This window comes from Burkholderia sp. HI2761, from assembly GCF_002223355.1.
In the GTDB taxonomy this organism is placed as follows: domain Bacteria; phylum Pseudomonadota; class Gammaproteobacteria; order Burkholderiales; family Burkholderiaceae; genus Burkholderia.
Map to the genome: position 1 here is coordinate 369,099 of NZ_NKFN01000008.1, position 18,144 is coordinate 387,242.

Here is an 18,144-nt window from a genome sequence, read left to right on the forward strand (position 1 = left end):
CCGCGCAGAATTGCAGGCCGTCAACGATATCGATTCGGACGCAGGATCCCGCCATGTCGCGCAGTGCGCTGTTGAAACCGACGGACGCCCGTCCCCCCCGGCTGCCCGACGCCGAAGCCGCCCACGCGTTGCGCGCGCAGCGCTTCACGCCGGCCAAGCTGGCCGTGCTGGTCGACGTGGCCGCGCAAGCCGGCCTCGACCCGGCGACGGTGCTCGCCGGCACCGGCCTCGCGCCGGCCGACGTCGCGGATCCGTTCACGCTCACGTCGCCGTTGCAGTTCCTGACGGCCGCGCGCAACGCGGTCGGCCGGTACGACGGACCCGACCTCGGCGTGCGCGTCGGCCGCCTGCTGCGCGCGTCGAGCTACGGCATGTACGGCTACGCGATGCTGTGCTCGGAATCGCTCGCGCGCGCGTTCGATTCGGCCGTCAAATATCACCGGCTCGCGAACGGCATGCTGCCGATCCGCTGGGTCGAACAGGGCGACACCGCGTCGTGGCTGTTTCCGGACCGCCACGAAGTCGCGCTACCCGATCTCGACGAGCCGCTGTACCGTTTCCTGATCGACATGCAGTTCGCGCTGCACGTGACGATCATCAAGGACGTGATGGGCGGATGGTGTGTGCCCGCGCGCGCGCAGTTCGCGCAGCCGCGGCCGCCGCACGGGGCGCTGCTGGCCGACGCGCTCGAATGCCCGATCGCGTTCGACCAGCCGCATCACGTGCTCAGCTATCCGGCGGCATGGCTCACGCGCGCGCCGCAGCTCGCGAATCCGATCACGGCCGCGCAGGTGTCGTCGCACTGCGCGCGGTTGCTCGACGAATTGCGCAGCCAGTCGGGCATCACGCGACGCGTCTACGAGGAGCTCACCCGCACGCCGGGACAATTTCCGGACATCGACGCGATCGCCGGGATCCTGTGCATGACCTCGCGCACGCTGCGCCGCAAGCTCGAAGCCGAAGGCACGTCGTACAGCGAACTGCTGACGAGCGTGCGCAAGGCGCTCGCGATCGACTACCTCGGCACGACCACGCTCAGCACCGAGGACATCGCGCTGACGCTCGGCTTCAGCGATGCCGTGGGATTCCGCCACGCGTTCAAGCGCTGGACCGGCACGACGCCGAGCGACGTGCGGCGCAAGCGCGGCGGCTGACGCCGCCGACCGCGCTCAGCGTGCGTCGCCCGCCGCCGGCGACGCAACCGTCAGCGCAAACTCGAACACCGCGCCGCGCCCGGGCCGGTCGACGAGCCGGATGCCGCTGCCGTTGAGCACCAGCATCCGGTGCACGATCAACAGGCCGAGCCCGCCGCTCGTCGCCGTGCCGCCGCTCATCGGCCGCTGCGGCCGTTGGAACAGCCCTTCGCGCCGCGCCGGCGGAATCCCTTCGCCGGTATCCGACACGGTCACGACCACGCGGTCGCCCTGCGGCTCCAGCGCGATCTCGACCTCGCCGTGCGAAGGCGTGTGCCGCAGCGCGTTGTCGAGCAGGTTGGTCAGCACCCGCTCGATCATCCCGAGATCGGCCGACACGGCCGGCACGCGCGGCGGCATCCGCGCATGCAGCGCGACGCCGCGCGACTGCGCGGCCAGCTCGAATTTCTGGAACACGTCCTGCACGAGATCGACGAGCGAGAACGGCTCGCGCTCGGCCTGCACGCCGCCCGATTCGAGCCGCGCGAGCTCGAACAGCGCCTGCGCGAGCCGCCCGACCTTCGCGCTCTGCGCGAGCGCGATCGACAGGTAGCGCCGCCGTTCGGGCTCGGCCAGCGTGTCGGCCTTCAGTGACAGCGTCTCCAGATAACCGTGCAGCGACGTGAGCGGCGTGCGCAGGTCGTGCGAGATGTTCGTGATCAGTTCGCGCCGCTGCTGGTCCTGGCGCGTCAATGCGCGCCACTGGTCGCCGATCCGGTCGGCCATCTGCGCGAACGCGGATTCGAGCACCGCGATGTCGTCGCCGCGACGGCTCGGCGGCAAGCGCAGCACCGGCGGCGGCGTGTCGGGCGCGCCGGGTGCACCGTTCGCGTCGAAGCCGCGCATCGCGGCCGTCAGCCGGCGCAGCGGGCGCGTGATGAAGCTGAATGCGACGAGGCCCGCGAGCAGGCCGAGCAGCGCGACGATCGCCATCGACCACAGCGTCGTGCGCAGCACGTTGCCGGCGTCGACGCGCGCGGCGAGCCGGTCGTGCGCCTCGCCGAGCAACACCACGTAGATGTAGCCCGATGGCGGTTGCCCGGCGCGCTGCAGCGGCGCGGCGCTGAACACCTTGCGCGCGTCCGGGCTGCGCGGGTCATCGCCGAGGATCGGCAGCGGCTGGCCCGCGATGAAGCGCTGTACGGGCGCGAGATCGACGCGGTCGCGCTTGACGTGGCCCGGCGGCGCGTCGTCGCCCTTGATGCGCCCCGCGTTGTCGAGCAGATACACCTCGACGCTCGGGTTCACGCCCATCAACTGCCCGAACAGCGTGCGCACGGCGTCGGGGCGCAACCCGTTCGCGTCCATCAGCGGCGCGCTGCCGGCGATGTTGGCGGCCAGGTCGCGCGACAGCGCCTGCACGACTTCCTTCTCGCGCATGTCGTTCGCGCGGATCTGCAGCCACGCCGACGCGCCCGAGCACGCGAGCAGCAGGATCGAGAATACGAGCGACAGCCGCTGGGGGAGCGTGAGCTTCATCATGCGTCCGGCGCGGCGAGCTTGTAGCCGCGCCCCCACACGGTGAGGATCCGCACGGGCTCGGCCGGATCGGCCTCGATCTTCGCGCGCAGCCGGTTGATATGGGTATTGACCGTGTGTTCGTAGCCTTCATGCTGATAGCCCCACACGGCGTTCAGCAGGTCCATCCGCGAGAACACCTTGCCCGGATGCCGCGCGAAGAAATACAGCAGGTCGAATTCGCGCGGCGTGAGGTCGATGCGTGCGCCGTCGACGCTCGCCTCGCGCGCGATCGGGTCGATCGCCAGCCCCGCGACGTCGAGCGTGCCCGCGTCGATCCGCGAATCGCGCGCGAGCGCATCGACGCGCCGCAGCAGCGCCTTCACGCGCGCGACGAGTTCGAGCATCGAGAACGGCTTCGCGAGGTAGTCGTCGGCACCGAGTTCGAGGCCGAGGATCCGGTGCACCTCGCTCGACCGCGCGCTCGTGATGATGATCGGCGTGTAGCGCGTCATCGCCCGCGCACGCCGGCAGATTTCGAGGCCGTCGACGCCCGGCAGCATCAGGTCGAGGATCAGCGCATCCCAGCCGCCCTGTTCGAGCAGGCGCAACCCGTCGGCGCCGTCCGCGGTGTGCACGACCTCGTAACGCTCGTCGCGCAGGTGCAGGCTCAGCACGTCGGCAATGTCGGCGTCGTCCTCGACGATCAGGATACGTTTCGGTTGGTCCATGGCGGTGGGCGGCGGCACGTCGGAGCGGGGATGGGGCACGGTTGTCGGGCGGCGATCGAAGCCGGCGCGAAGCGCGGCGGAAGGCCGCGCTGCCGCCATTGTGCAAAATTTTGCGGTCGCGAGTGATCACATTTCGTTTATATCTGGATCGTGCCCGTGATGTGCGCCAATATCGGCAAGGCTTCCCGCCGTCAAAAGTGCGGTGGCATTCGACTGTGTGGCCGAGCAGCATCTTGGGCTGCTCGACTCCTACGGCATCGCGAAAGTGCTCGACATGCTGCTCTCCTCACTGAGGCGCGAGGCTGCACGGGGCGGCCGGACCCGGTCGCGACGTTCTGCACGAACCTGCATGCCGCGCGCATGGCCGCGCCGTTCGAGCCGGCGACGGGCATCGCGGCTTACAATCGCTCCGAACCACGATTTTGCGGGTACGTTACGCGGCGACTCTTTGGAATGTATCCGCATTGGTCTGGACGGCATGTGCCCATCCAAACTCCGACGATCGCGAGCCTTGCCGAGGCGCCTTGCTGGTCACGACATGCCATACCGTCTCCAGCTTGCCGTCACGCAGCATGCCGGTGAAAGAACAGATCGCGGTAGCTACGTCATTCGACATGCCGAACGCGAAGTTGATGCAATCGCCAAACCAGACGCCTGAGACAGGCAGATCGTGACCGAAGAAGGCGCTGTCCTGCAACGCGGTGCTGAATACGCCACGGATGGCGCCCTCCTCGTCGTCCGTGATGGAAAGCGTGGAGCCGTATTGATTACGCCACGTACCGATCCAGGTCATGACACACCTCCGGAGTATTTGATCGCGCGCGAACGGGCCGGGCATTCCTGGTGCCAGCGCCTTCTCGCGGCTATCGGGCGCTCAAAGCCAGCGCCGCGCATGGGCGAGCACCGTTGTGATGGCAGAACTGGCGCGAATCCGGCAATAGCGAAGAATCGCCAGCGCCCACGGCGCCGACATGACGATCAAAAAGTATAGACGCTCGTCGGACGATATGAGGCGCTGCATATAGCGATCCGGCAAGTGAAGACGCTTTTGTTCGTCACCTGATTGATCACGATACGCAGTCCGGAGCGAAGACCCGCCTGCGTCGACATGTGTCGATCAGGGGGCCCGCACGTGTTCCAATTGCGCCTGCGCTCGCCGCGACGGCGTCGAGGAGATGTCGAGCAACTTTCTCGCCTGAACCGCTCGGCCGGCGGCCCCCGCCGGCCCCACGACGTCAGTTGACCTGGAGCTGACCGCCGCGGCCAAGGCCGCCCTTGACGTCCTGCGCCTTGTAGCTGCGCAGCGCGACGACCATCTTGTTGTATGCATCGATGAACGCGACGACCGTCGCCTTGCCTTCCGGCGTCGACGAAAAGCCTGCGAGCGCACCGCCCACGCCGCCGCCGAAGCCACCCAGCGCCGCGCCGTAGTTGGTCGCCGTCGAGCTGCCTTCCGACGCCGCGATCTGCACCGCCGAGCGCACGTCGAACAGCGTCAGCGTCACGACCGACGCCTTCGTCTGCAGGTGGCCCGCCACCGCCGCGATCGCGCTGTTGCCGATCAGCCCGCCGATCATGCTGCCGATCCCGGCGATCGGCGAGTCGTTGATCACGATCTGCGGCTCCATGTAGTAGTCGGCCGCGACCCGCTGCCCCTTCTGCTGCTTCGAGCCCGCGCGGTATTCGCCCGAGCTGCGCTGCAACTGCGTGATGCGCGACAGGCGCGCGTCGCTCTTCTGGTTGCCGATCGACGTGATCACGAAGCAGTTCGACTGCTGCACCGCCAGGCGCAGCAGCGGGTCGATCGTCGTCATCTTGGTCGCGCTGCCGAACGGGCCCCACCAGTCGGCGTTGCGGCCGTCATCGACCGCGATCGTGCCGAGCGGCGACGTGCAGCGCTGCAGCCCCGAATCGGCGCCGGCGCTCGCGCCGCCTGCTGCCGCGCCCGTCACGCCGGCGTTCTGCCCGCCGGGCGTCACCACGCCGCCGCACCCCGCGACGGACGCGCCAAGCGCTGCAACCAGCGCACCTTGAATGAGACGTTGGGAAAGGTTGGTCTTCATGTCGTTGTCGATCGATTAGAGTCGTTGTTCGGCTTATGCGTCCGTGCGAACTTCGATAAGCCCCCCGGCGTGGCGCGCGATGGTGGTCTCCCCGCGGCTGCCCCCGTTGCTTCAGGCTCGGTCAGTAGTACCAGTACGTCTGATTCCAGACGCCGTAGTACGGATAGCCCGAATACCAGTAGCCGTAATAGACATCACGCCATTGCGTGCGCCATTTCCAGTCGTCTTCGTCTTCCTTCTTCGCCTTGCGCGCGAGCTCGAGCAGCTTTTTCGATTCCTTGTCGCCGCGAGCCGCCGCGATCGACAGCCACTTCTCCGCTTCGCGCGCATCCGAGCCCATTTCCTCGAGGCCGAACAGGTAGAAACTGCCGAGGGCCTTCTGCGCGTTCAGGTCGCCGTGTTCGGCGGCCTCGCGCATCCACTTGAGGGCCTGGTAGCTGTCCTGGCGCACGCCGTCGCCGCGGAAGTAGCGCAGGCCGAGGTCGTAGGCGGCCTTCGGCTGGGCTTTCGCGGTTTGCTTGAGCGCGGCGATGCGCGGATCGTCGCGGTCGTCCGAATCGTCCTTTTTTTGATAGGAGACCTGATCTTTAGGGCGATCGGAACAACCGGTGTCGTCGCAGATCCGCACGGTCCTGCTCGTGATGGACGGATCCTGCGCGCACGCGGCCAACAGCAACAGCAGCCCCGGTGCGAGTAAACGGCGAATCATTTGTGCTTTCCCCACGTTTTATTTGCGCCGGATTGCTTCGCGCGCTCGCCCGCGAGCCTGCCCCCGGCTGGTGCGGGACGCAGCGAAGATCGTGCGCGGGCCCGCATGCCAAGGCTCTCTCAGGTTCTCTTGTCGACTTGAAACATCGTTGCAGCATCCGATGCGGCGAAAAACGGCAAGCGGGACCCCGCCCTGTTCCGTCTCTTTAATCCGCACAATACCTACCGCTGCTTACGGTTTCCAAATGATACATATCGGTCTATCTAATAGTCAAGATAACTTGATGACCGGCTCGGCAAGCATGGTTGCCATGGCGGCAATGCCGTCGGACAGCGCCGGGAAGCCGATTCCGTTGCGCGGCACGATGCTAGAATAATCGGTCTATGCTGCTGAAATATCGAGGAGGAAGCTGTTCGTGCGAGCCAACAAACGCCAGCTGGTGGTAGACAAAGCGACCGAACTGTTCTCCAGGCACGGATTCCACCCGGTGGGCGTCGACTGGATCATCGACGATTCCGGTGTCGCCCGAATGACGCTGTACCGGCATTTCGCGAGCAAGGACGAACTGATCCGCGAAGTGCTGGTCCAGCGCTACGACCTGATCGTCGACAGCATCGACGCGCAGTTGCAGCACGTCGTCGATCCGGTCGAGCGCGTCAAGACCATCTTCGACTGGTACGCGGCATGGTTCAGGACGCCCGAATTTGCCGGCTGCCTGTTCGAGCGTGCGCTGGCCGAATTCGGCACCGCTTATGCGCCGATCTCGGATGTCGCGATCCGCTATCGTCGCAAAATGGTCGAATGGATCGCCGAACTGATCGAAGCCCTCGTGCCGGCGGAAACCGCAAACCGGCTGGCGATCGTCTTCATGATGCTGCTGGACGGCGCCACGGTCGAAGCGCGGGCGTTCAACGACTCCGCGGCTGCCGCGCGCGCGTGGCAAGCCGCGCATGTCCTTCTCGAACAGGCGATGCACGCGACGGTCTCGCCCGCCGGCGGTGCGGGTAGCTCGACGTAACGCCCGTCGCGCGCCGTCGTATCGCGGGCAAACCGGGACCGCAGGGCGTCCGCCTGGGCCGCCCCGCGCGAGGCGCCCGTCGAGCGGGCACGGCGATTGCGCCTGCTGCACTCCTCGGGAGGCGCGCCATCATGAACGACAACGATTTGCTTCAGCCCGAGCCGACGGAACCGGACCCGAACGCCGTCACGTGGGTCCGTCGCCTGGGCCCCGGCCTGATCACCGGCGCCGCCGACGACGATCCTTCCGGTATCGGCACGTACTCGCAGGCGGGCGCGCAATTCGGCTTCGAACTGCTGTGGGCGCTGCTGCTGACGTACCCGCTGATGACGGCCATCCAGCTGGTCAGCGCGCGAATCGGCCGCGTGACGGGCAAGGGCCTCGCGTCCAACATGCGCAGGCACTACCCGGGATGGCTGCTGTACGGGACCGTCGTGCTGCTGATCACGGCCAACGTGATCAACATCGCGGCCGACTTGTCGGCCATGGGTGCCGCCGTCAATTTGTTGCTGCCCGGCCCGCAACAGCTCTACATCGTGTGCCTCGGCGGCGTGTCGGTCGTACTGCAGGTTTTCGTCCCGTACGATCGCTACTCGCGATTGCTCAAATGGACGGCGCTGACGCTGCTGGCCTACGTCGCGGTCGCCCTGATCGTGCCCGTCAGCTGGGCCGAGGTCGGTCGCGCGATCGTGCGGCCGCATGCGCAGCTGAGCGCCGCTTATCTGACCACGGTCGTCGCCGTACTCGGCACGACCATCAGCCCGTATCTGTTTTTCTGGCAGGCGTCCCAGGAAGTCGAGGAATTGCGCGCCGTGCCGAATCAGAGGCCGCTGCGGCGCATGCCGGGCCAGGCGCCCGCGCAGTTGCGCCGGATCAGCTTCGATACGTGGTTCGGCATGGGCGTATCGAACGTAATTGGATTCTTCATCGTGCTGACGGCGGCAGCCACGCTCAACGCGCATCACATCGACGTCAAAACGTCGGCGGACGCCGCGCGGGCGCTCGAGCCGCTTGCCGGCCACTTCGCGTACGTGCTGTTCGCGCTCGGCATCGTCGGCACCGGCCTGCTGGCGCTGCCGGTGCTCGCGGGATCGGCCGCCTATGCGGCGGCCGGCACGTTTCGCTGGCGCAACAGTCTCGCGCTAGAACTGGGCGTCGCACCCGAATTCTATGCGGTGATCGCCCTGTCGACCGTCGGCGGAATCGCGTTCACGTTCATGCATTTCGACCCGATCCGCGCGCTTTACTGGAGTGCGGTCATCAATGGGGTGAGCGCCGTCCCGATCATGGTCGTGATGATGCTGATGGCGAGAAGCAAGCGGGTCATGGGCGAATTTGCCGTCAAAGGCCCCCTGGCATGGGGAGGATGGCTCGCGACGCTCGCGATGGCGGTCGCGGCGATGGGCGTGTTCGTGCCGGGATAAATCGCACCATATCGACCGCCGTCGGTGCCAGAAAACCCGGAATCGACGATGCCCACGGCGCGTCACCGGAACGTCATCCGTGCCGACATACCATCGACTCCGGCGCGCGAAAAACGCCGCTTCGGCCCTCCCCGGAGCGGGAACGAATCCTGCTCGTTCGACCGCGAGGTGGAGCCAATTTATTTTCTTTGACGGATTTCGTATTACCGGCGAACATTCGCGTCGATCAATCGTTAGTACCGCTCAGAAAAGAACGAAACGATGCTCGCTCATTCAATCGGGGATATTCCGCTGCTTCGCCACTTGATACCTGATCGAAGGGGAAGAAATGACACCGTTGTCCCAGAATGTGAGCATCAAACAGACAGCCGCCCTATCCAAATCGTCGCCGCTGTCGCCCGTTTTCTGGAAGCCGGATCCGCTCGTCGAAGCCGCGCCACCGGAGGCGAAATCCGTTACGCCGGATCTTCGCGATTTCTTCGCCGCCGCCGCACTGCAAGGTTTACTGTCGCGTGACGCCGGTCGCAACGTGTCCACGATCGCGGACTACGAATCGAAGCGCGCGGTCAGCGCCTATCGGCTCGCCGACGAAATGCTGAAAGCGCGATGAGCCGGCAGGCGCGCGGGGGCCGCTCGGCCCGCGCGCCTGCCGTCGTCCGACTCACCGGCAATGCGGAGGCACCGCGTTTCCGTCGCGCGTCGTCATCTGTACTCCTTTGTGAATCCGGCATCACGCGTCACCGAGACGCTCGGTCCCGCGCACCGTCGACATGCCGCACGGCGCGCATTCAGGCCGGCGTGGCGCTGCCCGGCAGGCTGTTGAAATGACAACCGCTTGAAAATCCGGCGACCAGGGTTGCGGGTCACGCGACGCGCGCCCGAGTCGCCGCCGTCTCTGCCGTATTCGCATGCGGTGTCCTTGCATCGGCGGCGGGCAGCTTCGCCCGCGAGACGCTGCCCGTCGCGCGCCGACCGCACGATTGCTGCTTCGTCGCCCGGCGCCGATCCATGCCCGGCCCGGCCACCGCCCGTCGGCACGATGCACGCGTGCCGCACGAGGAACCGCACCCGCATCCACGAGAAGCCGGGCCTGCCGCAGCCCGCACCGGTCGGCATCGCGCATGCGCTGGATCGGGCGGCCGACCATGGGATCGATTCGTGCTGTCTCGATCCGGCGAATGTCGCGCAACCCTTTCCACGGAGATGCCATGTTCATCCACAACACACGGCTTCAGTACACAGTGCGCGTGGGCGCGCCGAATCCAGGACTCGCCAATCTGCTGCTCGAGCAGTTCGGCGGCCCGCAAGGCGAGCTTGCCGCCGCGATGCGCTATTTCACGCAGGCGATCACCGAAGAGGATCCCGGCCGCAAGGACATGCTGCTCGACATCGCCACCGAGGAGCTGAGCCACCTCGAAGTGATCGGCTCGATGGCCGCGATGCTCAATCGCGGCGCCAAGGGCGAACTGGCCGAAGCGGTCGACGAACAGGCCGAGCTGTACCGCAAGCTGCACGGCGCGGGCAACGACAGCCACGTGACGCAGGTGCTGTACGGCGCGGGCGCACCGTTGACCAATTCGGGCGGCGTGCCGTGGTCGGCCGCGTACATCGACACGATCGGCGAACCGACGGCAGACCTACGCTCGAACATCGCGGCCGAAGCACGTGCGAAGATCATCTACGAGCGGCTCATCAACGTGACCGACGATCCGGATATTCGCGACGCGCTCGGCTTCCTGATGACGCGCGAGGTGTCGCACCAGATGTCGTTCGAGAAGGCGCTGTATGCGATCACCGCGAACTTCCCGCCGGGCAAGCTGCCGCCGAAGGCGCCGTACGATCACGTGTACTTCCGGATGCAGCCGGACGCCGCACCGCTGGTCGGGCCATGGAACCACGGAGGCGAACTCGAAATCCGCCCCGCCGAACCCGCGGTCGACGGCGGCAGCGGTATTCCGGAAGGCATGCTCGAGCCGCAGCAGGCGGACGCCGTCGAAGCGATGGCGCGGCGACTCGCCTCCGACCCGAACAGCGACCCGGTGACGGGTGCCGAACTCGGCACGGGCCAGCCGGCCCCCCAAGGCCGCAAGCCGGGCAAGCCGGACGGCGCCTGACTCGAAGCTCCCGGGCGCGCGCCCAGGATCCCGGCGCGCCGGCGAAGCGACAGGAAGCGCTCGATGCGTCGTCGAACGGACGGACGCGCGTTCGGCGCGCATCAGGCGCCTGCTTCGCCGGGGCCGGTCTGGTCGGTCTGGTCGGCCATCAGGTACTGGATGACCAGCGTCGGATCGGCGATGTCGAGAATCAGGCGGCGCATCACGCGCTTGCGCATATGGTCGTCATCCAGCGTCCACGGCCCCGCCGCGTCGCCGAGGTAGCGGCCGATCGCACCGCGATGGTCGCCCTCCGGCGGCAGGCCGAGCCGCGCGGCGAGCAGGCCGGCGATGACGTCGTCGAGTTCGACGTGCAGCGGCCTGGAGTCGATCGAAAGTTCGAGCTTCATGGTTGGTCTCGCAAACATGAAAAAAGCGGCGCGACGCTCCCCGCTGTCGCGCGCGCCGGGTAAAGCCGCTCCGGCCAGCGGCTGTTCGACGATCGCAGGCGGGCCTGCGATGCAGCTCAGTAGCCGAGTTCGGGCGCGGGAGCCGGCTCGGCGCTGCTCTCTTTCGGCGCTTGCGCGACAGTCGCATCGGTCGTCAGCACCAGGCTCGCGATCGACGCGGCGTTCTGCAGCGCGGTACGCGTGACCTTGGTCGGGTCGACCACGCCGGCTTCCACCAGATCGCCGTACTCGCCGGTCGCCGCGTTGTAGCCGAAGTTCCCTTTGCCTTCGAGCACCTTCGAGACCACGACCGACGGTTCGTCGCCCGCGTTGGCCGCGATGACGCGCAGCGGCGCCTCCAGCGCGCGCAGCACGATCCGGATGCCGGCGTCCTGGTCCGCATTCGCGCCCCGGATGTCCGACAGCGCCGCGCGCGCACGCAGCAGCGCGACGCCGCCGCCCGGCACGATGCCCTCCTCGACCGCCGCGCGCGTCGCATGCAGCGCATCGTCGACGCGGTCCTTCTTCTCCTTCATTTCGACTTCGGTCACTGCGCCGACCTTGATCACCGCCACGCCGCCCGCGAGCTTCGCGACACGCTCCTGCAGCTTCTCGCGATCGTAGTCGCTCGTCGCTTCGTCGATCTGCACGCGAATCGATTTCACGCGCGCATCGATGCGCGCCGCATCGCCCGCGCCGTCGATGATGATCGTATCGTCCTTGCGCACCTCGATACGCTTCGCACTGCCAAGATCCTCGAGCGTGGCCTTGTCGAGCTGCTTGCCGGTTTCCTCCGAGATGACCGTCGCACCGGTCAGGATCGCGAGATCCTCCAGCATGGCCTTGCGCCGGTCGCCGAAACCCGGCGCCTTGACGGCGGCGACCTTCAGGATGCCGCGCATCGAATTCACGACGAGTGTCGCGAGCGCTTCGGCCTCGACGTCCTCGGCGACGATCAGCAGCGGCTTGCCGGCCTTGGACGCCGCTTCGAGGATCGGCAGGAGGTCGCGGATACTGGAGATCTTCTTGTCGTGCAGCAGAATCAGCGCATCGTCGAGATACGCCGCCTGCTTCGCGGGATCGTTGATGAAATACGGGCTCACGTAACCGCGGTCGAACTGCATGCCTTCGACCACGTCGAGTTCGTTCTCCAGCGACTTGCCGTCCTCGACGGTGATCACGCCGTCCTTGCCGACCTTCTCCATCGCATCGGCAATGATCTTGCCGATCGCGTCGTCCGAGTTCGCGGAAATCGCGCCGACCTGCGCGATTTCCTTGTGGGTCGAAATCGGTCGGGACAGCTTGCGCAGCTCGTCGAGCACCGCGCCGACGGCCTTGTCGATGCCGCGCTTCAGATCCATCGGATTCATGCCGGCCGCGACGTGCTTCATGCCCTCCTGCACGATCGCCTGCGCGAGCACGGTGGCGGTGGTCGTCCCGTCGCCGGCCACGTCCGCCGTCTTCGACGCGACCTGCTTGACGATCTGCGCGCCCATGTTCTCGAAACGGTCCTGCAGCTCGATTTCCTTCGCGACCGACACGCCGTCCTTCGTGATCACGGGCGCGCCGAAACCGCGCTCGATCACGACGTTGCGGCCTTTCGGGCCGAGCGTCACCTTCACCGCGTCGGCCAGCACGTTCACGCCCTTGACGATCTGCTGGCGGGCGCCATCGCGGAATTTCACGTCTTTTACGGTCATTTTCTTGCTCCGGATACAGTCGTTGAACGGGATGCCGCGCGCATCGGGCACTCACCCGTGCGACGCGGCCGAATCGGCATTCAGGCCGCTTTCCTGGCAGCCGGCGATTCGGGTTCGAGTACGCCCATGACGTCCTCTTCGCGCATCACGAGCAGTTCCTCGCCGTTCACCTTCACGGTCTGGCCTGCATATTTGCCGAAGAGAACCTGGTCGCCGACCTGGAGCTGCAGCGGGCGCTGCGAGCCGTCCTGGAGCAGCCGGCCGCTGCCGACCGCGATCACTTCACCCTGCTCGGGCCGTTCGGCGGCCGAATCGGGAATCACGATGCCGGAGGCTGTCGTCCGCTGCTGTTCGATTCGCTTGACGATAACCCGGTCGTAGAGGGGACGAATCTGCATTTTCATCTCCTGAGCGATGAGATCACCTGGAAAAGGGAATCCGCCGGCGCCTGCACGCATAAAGACAGCGACGCACCGGCGTGCCATCGATTGGCGAAAAGCGAAATAGTGGCGCGGTAAGCGCGCTTCAAGAGGGCCAGGAAAGCGCATGTGTAACAAAATGTTTCCAACCAGAAACCGCGTTCGTCCGACCGTCGCTCGTCTCGCGATGCCCTGCGACGCGCGACGGTACGACGTCGACGGTGGCCGCGCCGGGCCGCGCGAATCATCGCAAAACGGCGCTTGAAATCCGCGCTTGCCGTCCTATTTTGGTATCGCTCAGGCAGTCGCGGCTTACGCGCTGCGTGTTTCGATTTGTTTGTCAGCGAGCCCTCTCGCGGATCGACGAACTGGAGCGCGTGGTCCGGTTCGCCCTCCGTGCGAGGTCCAACCGGGAGCGAATCATGAACGATCCTTTCTTTACCTCCGATCGGCCGACGGAAGCCGGCCGCCGGCCACGACGCGTCGCCCGCATCGTCAAGGGCCTGCCAGCCGGCCTGCGGGTCGCGCGCAACGGCAACGGTCGCTTCGCGCCGATCGGTGCTCGGGCACGCGCCGCGCGCAAGCCATTCGCGTTGCGTCGCGCGGCCCAACCCGCCGCGGTCGGCCGACCGAAGCTGCCGCGCCGTCGCGTCGTCACCGCTGGACACGTGCCGCACCCTGTTTCGTTTTTCCGCGTCACGCCTGCTGGCGGCGGTTCCGTGCGCGACGGGAGGCGGCCATGCTGAGCCCGCACGAATTCGCGACGCTGATGCTGGTGTGCCAGGCGCCCGATCAGCTCGACATGAATCGCGCCGAACTCGATGCGTTGCTCGAACGACAACTCGTCATGCTCGAACATGGCGCTCCCGGCCGCCGGCGCGCGTATCTGACGAAGAAGGGCCGATCGCTCCTCCACGCGCTCGGGGCCGATATCGCTTACCGCCGGAGCGAGGGGTCGACAGCGGAGCGAGGCGGTGGCGGTCAACACGCGGCGTCTGTCGCACTATCGGACGAGGCCGGGTAACGCGGTGTTCGGGGCAGCGGCGCGGTGGCCGGTGCATGACGGCACCGGTTGCCGTCGCTACGTCGGCCGTGGACCCATCCCTTCGCTTCGTGGAAGGGGAGCGACGATGCGGCCACGCCGCCGCGTTGCGCGACCTCGCCGGCCAATCGTCGCGAACTCTAGCAGTTCATCAGGATGTCGCTAAGACTGTCCGACGTGAGGCATCAGAAATAGTCGCTCGTCCCACACGACCGGTTGTGGGTCGGTCACGACAATCCGTGCGGCATCGTCGCCCACCCACGCGCGACACGGCAGTGGTCTATTCGCTGGCGACTACCGATATGTTTGGGTCGTCGGTCATGTCCGATCGCCGGCGTCTTTCGGTAGTCGGGCCTCCAGTTGCGCCTTTCGCTGTGCGAGCTTGCGACCAAGTCCGGCAATGTCGAGTCCCGATGAGTGTAGTTCTGGAAAGAGCTCCGTCTCCTCTTCCTTGATGTGATGCCGGACGTTTTCCATCAGTACCCTGAAAGTGGCGTCAAACCCTTCCATACCGGGCTTGAGGGTTTCGAATTTCTCGATGAGCGTCTTCACGAGGAAGTGCTCCACGTAGGCTTCGTCGACCTTCTTTTGCGGGTCGCCGGATAGCACATCGTGCGCAGCTGGGTAAAGAAATTGTTCCTCAATCATCGCGTGGACGGTCAACTCTTCGCAGGCTCTTCTAACGAGCGCGTGCTTAGCATCGAGGTCCTCGTCGGCGGTTCTTTCAAAAATAGTGAACAGCTTTTCGACCGCTCGATGGTCAGACTCAAGTAGGGCGATGGCGCCGGTCGCTGACGAACTATCAGCTTCGTCGCGGTCAGGATTGATGCGCTGCGTCTGGTTCGCGTTTGCCATGGCTGGCCCTCTGTCTAAAGGTGAATGACGGCCAGCCATTTGAGCAAAACTTGCACCTGCTCCGAAAAAGCAGCACGGACGCCGCTCTAGTCAGGCACGGTTTGCTCGCTGCTCAACGGTAACGGTGCCACTGGGCGGGTGGCAGCATGGCAAGAGTCGGAAAAGTCGGGCAGTTTCCGGGCCACGAGCAAAGACGTTCCGCCACGATCGTCAGCCACAAAATCGCGCGCCCGGCGCATCCCTATATGCGTGTTCACGTGTTGAAGTTCGTAGATACTGCTAATGGTGTCCGTTCGTGCGCTAATCGTGTCCAGTGATTTCGCTAATACGGGGCGGCGAACGTCAAGCTGAGGAAGCGAACGGCGATAAGGTCGCTGGCGAGGTATTTCATCGACATGCGTAAAATTCCCAGCGATGGTGTTGAAACGCGACATAGCCGCGCATCACGGCTCAATGTCGACAGACTCCCCTGCCTTGGAAAATAGGCATTAAAGTTGCGCCCCCTGTCTTCTGGACGCGAGGTATATTGTTGCGCACGCACCCACATTGTTGATCATCGGTTACGTGCACACCATGCTCTTGTCAGGAGCAACTTTCCTCATTACGCCGCTCATGAGCCACATCCGACATTGCAAGCTCTTGAAGGCGCATTAGCAAAATCTTCGCACATACATCCTCCCTTTGTTGCATTCTCGCAATGCGTGCGGACACGAAAGGAACATCGCTCTCAGCCTTTGCCGACGGCGCTACCACGGGCTTACCCGTTAGCAGTATCTGTGGTCACCGTTAGCAGAAACTTCGAACGTCAACAGCGGCCGCGTCGTGGCGCGCGAGCGCGAACTCGTGCTCGGCGTCGCCGACGCGTTGCTGCAGTTCACACCGAGCGTCGTCGACGCTGACGAAGCCGTGGTGCTGCTCGACGTGACGGCCAGCCTGCGCCTCTTTCACGGCATCCGCGCGCTGCGCCGGCGCGTGCGCGACGTCGTCGCGTCATTCGGCGTCTCCGCGGCGATTTCCGTCGCGTCCACCGGCCCGGCCGCATGGATAGTCGCCCGCGGCCTGCGCGGCGGCCTCGCGCTGTCCGCACGATCGTTGCGCCGCGCGCTCGCGCGCGTGCCGCTCGGCGTGGCGCCCGACGCGCGCCGGTACGCGACGTGGTTCGATGAACTCGGCTGCGAAACGCTCGCGGACCTACAGCGCCTGCTGCGCGCTGGCCTCAAGAAGCGGTGCGGCACGCAACTGCTCGACTGGCTCGACCAGGTCTCCGGCACCGCGCCGGCCGCGTATGACTGGCTCGACATGCCGCCGTCGTTCGACACGCGGGTCGAACTGATGGATCGCGTCGAGCACGCCGAGGCGCTGTTGTTCGTCGCGCGCCGGCTGATCCTGCAGCTGACGGGCTGGCTCACCGCGAAGCAGCTGGACGTCGCTGCGTTCGCGCTGCTGCTCGAGCACGAGCGCGGCCGCGACGCGATCGCGCCGACCAGCTGCGACGTGCGATGGCGGCCTGGAAACGCAAGGGAAGCTTGGAGCCGTATCACGAGCGCTTGGTGACCGGCATGCTCGCGCGCGGTTACGATCACGAATTCGCCGAGGCGATCTTCGCGCAGATCAAAGGCTTCGGCGACTACGGCTTCCCGAAGAGCCACGCGGCCAGCTTCGCCCTGCTCGTCTACTCGAGCGTGTGGTTGCGCCGGCACGAGCCGGCCGTATTCCTCGCCGCGCTGCTGAACAGCCAGCCGATGGGCTTCTACACGCCGTCGCAACTGCTGCAGGACGCGCGCCGGCGTGGTGTCGAGGTACTGCCCGTCGACGTGAATGTGAGCACGTGGGATTCTGCGATCGAAGGGCCGACTACATCGGCGCCCGTGCGGCTTGGCTTCTCGCTGCTGCGCGGCATGCGCGAAGACGTGGCCGGCCGCATCGAACTCGCGCGCGCGGTGCGACCGTTTGTTGACGTCGCGGATCTCGCGCGCCGAGCGCAGCTCGATCGGCAAGACCTGCAGGTGCTCGCGCGCGCGAACGCGCTGCGCACACTCGCCGGCGACAACCGGCGTGCCGCGCTCTGGCTGGCCGCCGCCGCCGTGCCCGAGCGGGATCTGCTGCGCGGCACCGAGCGCGACGACGCGGCGCCGGCGCTGCCGCAGGCCTCCGAAGGCATGGAGATCGTGACCGACTACAACGCGATGGGTTTCACGCTCGGCCGGCATCCGCTGGCGCTGCTGCGCGATCGCCTGGCGCTCGATCGTCTCCAGTCGGCCGAGCAGCTCGCGACACTGCGCAGCGGGCAGCTCGCGCGCGCATGTGGATTGGTCACGGTGCGCCAACGGCCGGGCACGGCCAACGGTGTGCTCTTCATGACGCTCGAGGACGAGACGGGCCAGGTGAACGTGATCCTGTGGCCCGGCCTGCTGGAGAAGTTTCGGAAGGAAGCGCTCGGCGCCGCGCTGCTCGCGGTCTACGGCGTATGGCAGGCGGAAGGCAAGGTGCGGCACCTGATCGCGAGCAAGCTCGTCGATCGGACCGAGTTGCTCGGCGCGTTACCGACGACGGCAAGGGAGTTTTGCTGATCTATCGCGTATTGTATTGAGTTGCTCCCGCTCAAATAGCGGATTGAAAACCGGAAAGATCGCTAGGACGCGGTTTACGTTGAACCGGCTTCGAATCAGGCCGAAGAAATTCCAGTTCTTTGATTTCTCCGTCAGTGATCCAAAGCATGACATTTACCACCGCACCGTCGGAGTCGATCCCCGACGCCTCAATAAATCCATTCAGATTTGGACGGATAACTTGTTTTCTAATTGCATGGTAACTCTGGCCAAACCCAATCTTCAGAATGGTGTCGTCGCCATTGAATGACACCACCCTCTCCATCTGCTCGATTTGAGCTGAAAATAAGGTATCCCCAGGGAATGCATGATCAAGCAGAACTCTTATTAGTTCGATTTCGTTATCGCGGATAGCCCATTCATCATTCAACATATAATCAC

At 65.7% G+C, this 18,144-nt stretch carries 18 protein-coding genes and 2 pseudogenes; 9 read left to right on the top strand and 11 right to left on the bottom strand.

Going from position 1 to position 18,144, the window contains the following annotated elements:
* Window positions 1-53: 53 nt before the first annotated feature.
* Window positions 54-1,154 carry an AraC family transcriptional regulator gene (locus CFB46_RS31640; protein WP_027786190.1) on the top strand — a complete coding sequence of 367 codons (1,101 nt, stop codon included), beginning with the start codon at window positions 54-56 and terminating at the stop codon, window positions 1,152-1,154.
* A gap of 15 nt (window positions 1,155-1,169) precedes the next feature.
* Here CFB46_RS31640 and CFB46_RS31645 read toward each other — a convergent pair whose 3' ends face one another.
* The 6 genes from CFB46_RS31645 to CFB46_RS31665 form a co-directional block, all read right to left on the bottom strand.
* Window positions 1,170-2,672, bottom strand: coding sequence for a sensor histidine kinase (locus CFB46_RS31645; RefSeq protein WP_027786191.1), 1,503 nt, complete (start codon window positions 2,670-2,672; stop codon window positions 1,170-1,172).
* Entirely contained in the window at window positions 2,672-3,382 is a 711-nt protein-coding gene (locus tag CFB46_RS31650) for a response regulator transcription factor (protein ID WP_027786192.1), read from the bottom strand. Before CFB46_RS31650 ends, CFB46_RS31645 begins: the two co-directional genes overlap by 1 nt.
* 433 nt (window positions 3,383-3,815) lie before the next feature.
* Window positions 3,816-4,175 carry an avidin/streptavidin family protein gene (locus tag CFB46_RS31655; protein WP_027786193.1) on the bottom strand — a complete coding sequence of 120 codons (360 nt, stop codon included), beginning with the start codon at window positions 4,173-4,175 and terminating at the stop codon, window positions 3,816-3,818.
* 81 nt (window positions 4,176-4,256) lie between these two features.
* Window positions 4,257-4,403, bottom strand: a complete 147-nt coding sequence (locus CFB46_RS36155; RefSeq protein WP_155257382.1) for a hypothetical protein — start codon at window positions 4,401-4,403, stop codon at window positions 4,257-4,259.
* 214 nt (window positions 4,404-4,617) lie between these two features.
* A complete protein-coding gene (locus CFB46_RS31660; protein ID WP_027786194.1) occupies window positions 4,618-5,445 on the bottom strand; it encodes a hypothetical protein in 828 nt (275 codons plus the stop codon).
* A 121-nt stretch (window positions 5,446-5,566) separates the two neighbouring features.
* Window positions 5,567-6,154 carry a tetratricopeptide repeat protein gene (locus tag CFB46_RS31665; protein ID WP_089502444.1) on the bottom strand — a complete coding sequence of 196 codons (588 nt, stop codon included), beginning with the start codon at window positions 6,152-6,154 and terminating at the stop codon, window positions 5,567-5,569.
* Between the two features lie 415 nt (window positions 6,155-6,569).
* Between CFB46_RS31665 and CFB46_RS31670 the strand changes: the two genes are divergently transcribed.
* The 4 genes from CFB46_RS31670 to CFB46_RS31685 all read left to right on the top strand — a co-directional run bounded on the left by CFB46_RS31670 (window position 6,570) and on the right by CFB46_RS31685 (window position 10,710).
* The gene (locus CFB46_RS31670; protein ID WP_027786196.1) at window positions 6,570-7,172 is read left to right on the top strand and encodes a TetR/AcrR family transcriptional regulator; all 603 of its coding nucleotides are present in this window, start codon (window positions 6,570-6,572) and stop codon (window positions 7,170-7,172) included.
* 131 nt (window positions 7,173-7,303) lie between these two features.
* On the top strand, window positions 7,304-8,596 hold the full coding sequence (locus CFB46_RS31675) for an NRAMP family divalent metal transporter (RefSeq protein ID WP_027786197.1): 1,293 nt from the start codon (window positions 7,304-7,306) through the stop codon (window positions 8,594-8,596).
* Between the two features lie 328 nt (window positions 8,597-8,924).
* Complete coding sequence (locus tag CFB46_RS31680) at window positions 8,925-9,206, top strand: hypothetical protein (RefSeq protein WP_027786198.1); 282 nt, start codon at window positions 8,925-8,927, stop codon at window positions 9,204-9,206.
* Window positions 9,207-9,804: 598 nt separating this feature from the next.
* Entirely contained in the window at window positions 9,805-10,710 is a 906-nt protein-coding gene (locus CFB46_RS31685) for a manganese catalase family protein (protein WP_027786199.1), read from the top strand.
* Window positions 10,711-10,811: 101 nt separating this feature from the next.
* Here the strand turns inward: CFB46_RS31685 and CFB46_RS31690 are convergent, their stop codons facing one another.
* The 3 genes from CFB46_RS31690 to CFB46_RS31700 form a co-directional block, all read right to left on the bottom strand.
* Window positions 10,812-11,099, bottom strand: a complete 288-nt coding sequence (locus CFB46_RS31690) for a hypothetical protein (protein ID WP_027786200.1) — start codon at window positions 11,097-11,099, stop codon at window positions 10,812-10,814.
* A gap of 116 nt (window positions 11,100-11,215) precedes the next feature.
* Window positions 11,216-12,838 carry a chaperonin GroEL gene (groL, locus tag CFB46_RS31695; protein WP_027786201.1) on the bottom strand — a complete coding sequence of 541 codons (1,623 nt, stop codon included), beginning with the start codon at window positions 12,836-12,838 and terminating at the stop codon, window positions 11,216-11,218.
* A gap of 80 nt (window positions 12,839-12,918) precedes the next feature.
* Entirely contained in the window at window positions 12,919-13,236 is a 318-nt protein-coding gene (locus tag CFB46_RS31700; RefSeq protein WP_006482399.1) for a co-chaperone GroES, read from the bottom strand.
* 242 nt (window positions 13,237-13,478) lie between these two features.
* Between CFB46_RS31700 and CFB46_RS36680 the strand changes: the two genes are divergently transcribed.
* Window positions 13,479-14,003, top strand: a complete 525-nt coding sequence (locus tag CFB46_RS36680; RefSeq protein ID WP_227789563.1) for a hypothetical protein — start codon at window positions 13,479-13,481, stop codon at window positions 14,001-14,003.
* Window positions 13,997-14,281: a hypothetical protein gene (locus CFB46_RS31710; protein WP_027786202.1), complete on the top strand. Its 285-nt coding sequence runs from the start codon at window positions 13,997-13,999 to the stop codon at window positions 14,279-14,281. The genes CFB46_RS36680 and CFB46_RS31710 overlap by 7 nt, the downstream gene beginning before the upstream one ends.
* Window positions 14,282-14,617: 336 nt before the next feature.
* On the opposite strand, the gene CFB46_RS31715 is transcribed toward CFB46_RS31710, so the two are convergent.
* Window positions 14,618-15,154, bottom strand: a complete 537-nt coding sequence (locus CFB46_RS31715; RefSeq protein ID WP_034185512.1) for a hemerythrin domain-containing protein — start codon at window positions 15,152-15,154, stop codon at window positions 14,618-14,620.
* 816 nt (window positions 15,155-15,970) lie between these two features.
* Here CFB46_RS31715 and CFB46_RS31720 point away from each other — a divergent pair.
* Window positions 15,971-16,651: pseudogene (locus CFB46_RS31720) on the top strand (Y-family DNA polymerase); the annotation flags it as partial.
* Window positions 16,633-17,724, top strand: a pseudogene (locus CFB46_RS31725) (helix-hairpin-helix domain-containing protein); the annotation flags it as partial. The pseudogenes CFB46_RS31720 and CFB46_RS31725, both read left to right, overlap by 19 nt.
* 31 nt (window positions 17,725-17,755) lie before the next feature.
* Here CFB46_RS31725 and CFB46_RS35630 read toward each other — a convergent pair.
* Window positions 17,756-18,136, bottom strand: coding sequence for a DUF6984 family protein (locus CFB46_RS35630; protein WP_143751682.1), 381 nt, complete (start codon window positions 18,134-18,136; stop codon window positions 17,756-17,758).
* Between the last annotated feature and the right edge of the window lie 8 nt (window positions 18,137-18,144).

What these genes read in the sequence shown, in the direction of transcription:
- CFB46_RS31675 (WP_027786197.1), top strand. Translation starts at nt 7,304, where the DNA reads ATGAACGACAACGATTTGCTTCAGCCCGAGCCGACGGAACCGGACCCG.
- groL (WP_027786201.1), bottom strand. Translation starts at nt 12,838, where the DNA reads ATGACCGTAAAAGACGTGAAATTCCGCGATGGCGCCCGCCAGCAGATC.
- CFB46_RS31665 (WP_089502444.1), bottom strand. Translation starts at nt 6,154, where the DNA reads ATGATTCGCCGTTTACTCGCACCGGGGCTGCTGTTGCTGTTGGCCGCG.
- CFB46_RS31650 (WP_027786192.1), bottom strand. Translation starts at nt 3,382, where the DNA reads ATGGACCAACCGAAACGTATCCTGATCGTCGAGGACGACGCCGACATT.
- CFB46_RS31640 (WP_027786190.1), top strand. Translation starts at nt 54, where the DNA reads ATGTCGCGCAGTGCGCTGTTGAAACCGACGGACGCCCGTCCCCCCCGG.
- CFB46_RS31685 (WP_027786199.1), top strand. Translation starts at nt 9,805, where the DNA reads ATGTTCATCCACAACACACGGCTTCAGTACACAGTGCGCGTGGGCGCG.
- CFB46_RS31645 (WP_027786191.1), bottom strand. Translation starts at nt 2,672, where the DNA reads ATGAAGCTCACGCTCCCCCAGCGGCTGTCGCTCGTATTCTCGATCCTG.
- CFB46_RS35630 (WP_143751682.1), bottom strand. Translation starts at nt 18,136, where the DNA reads ATGTTGAATGATGAATGGGCTATCCGCGATAACGAAATCGAACTAATA.
- CFB46_RS31660 (WP_027786194.1), bottom strand. Translation starts at nt 5,445, where the DNA reads ATGAAGACCAACCTTTCCCAACGTCTCATTCAAGGTGCGCTGGTTGCA.
- CFB46_RS31700 (WP_006482399.1), bottom strand. Translation starts at nt 13,236, where the DNA reads ATGCAGATTCGTCCCCTCTACGACCGGGTTATCGTCAAGCGAATCGAA.
- CFB46_RS36155 (WP_155257382.1), bottom strand. Translation starts at nt 4,403, where the DNA reads ATGCAGCGCCTCATATCGTCCGACGAGCGTCTATACTTTTTGATCGTC.
- CFB46_RS31715 (WP_034185512.1), bottom strand. Translation starts at nt 15,154, where the DNA reads ATGGCAAACGCGAACCAGACGCAGCGCATCAATCCTGACCGCGACGAA.
- CFB46_RS31680 (WP_027786198.1), top strand. Translation starts at nt 8,925, where the DNA reads ATGACACCGTTGTCCCAGAATGTGAGCATCAAACAGACAGCCGCCCTA.
- CFB46_RS31655 (WP_027786193.1), bottom strand. Translation starts at nt 4,175, where the DNA reads ATGACCTGGATCGGTACGTGGCGTAATCAATACGGCTCCACGCTTTCC.
- CFB46_RS31690 (WP_027786200.1), bottom strand. Translation starts at nt 11,099, where the DNA reads ATGAAGCTCGAACTTTCGATCGACTCCAGGCCGCTGCACGTCGAACTC.
- CFB46_RS31710 (WP_027786202.1), top strand. Translation starts at nt 13,997, where the DNA reads ATGCTGAGCCCGCACGAATTCGCGACGCTGATGCTGGTGTGCCAGGCG.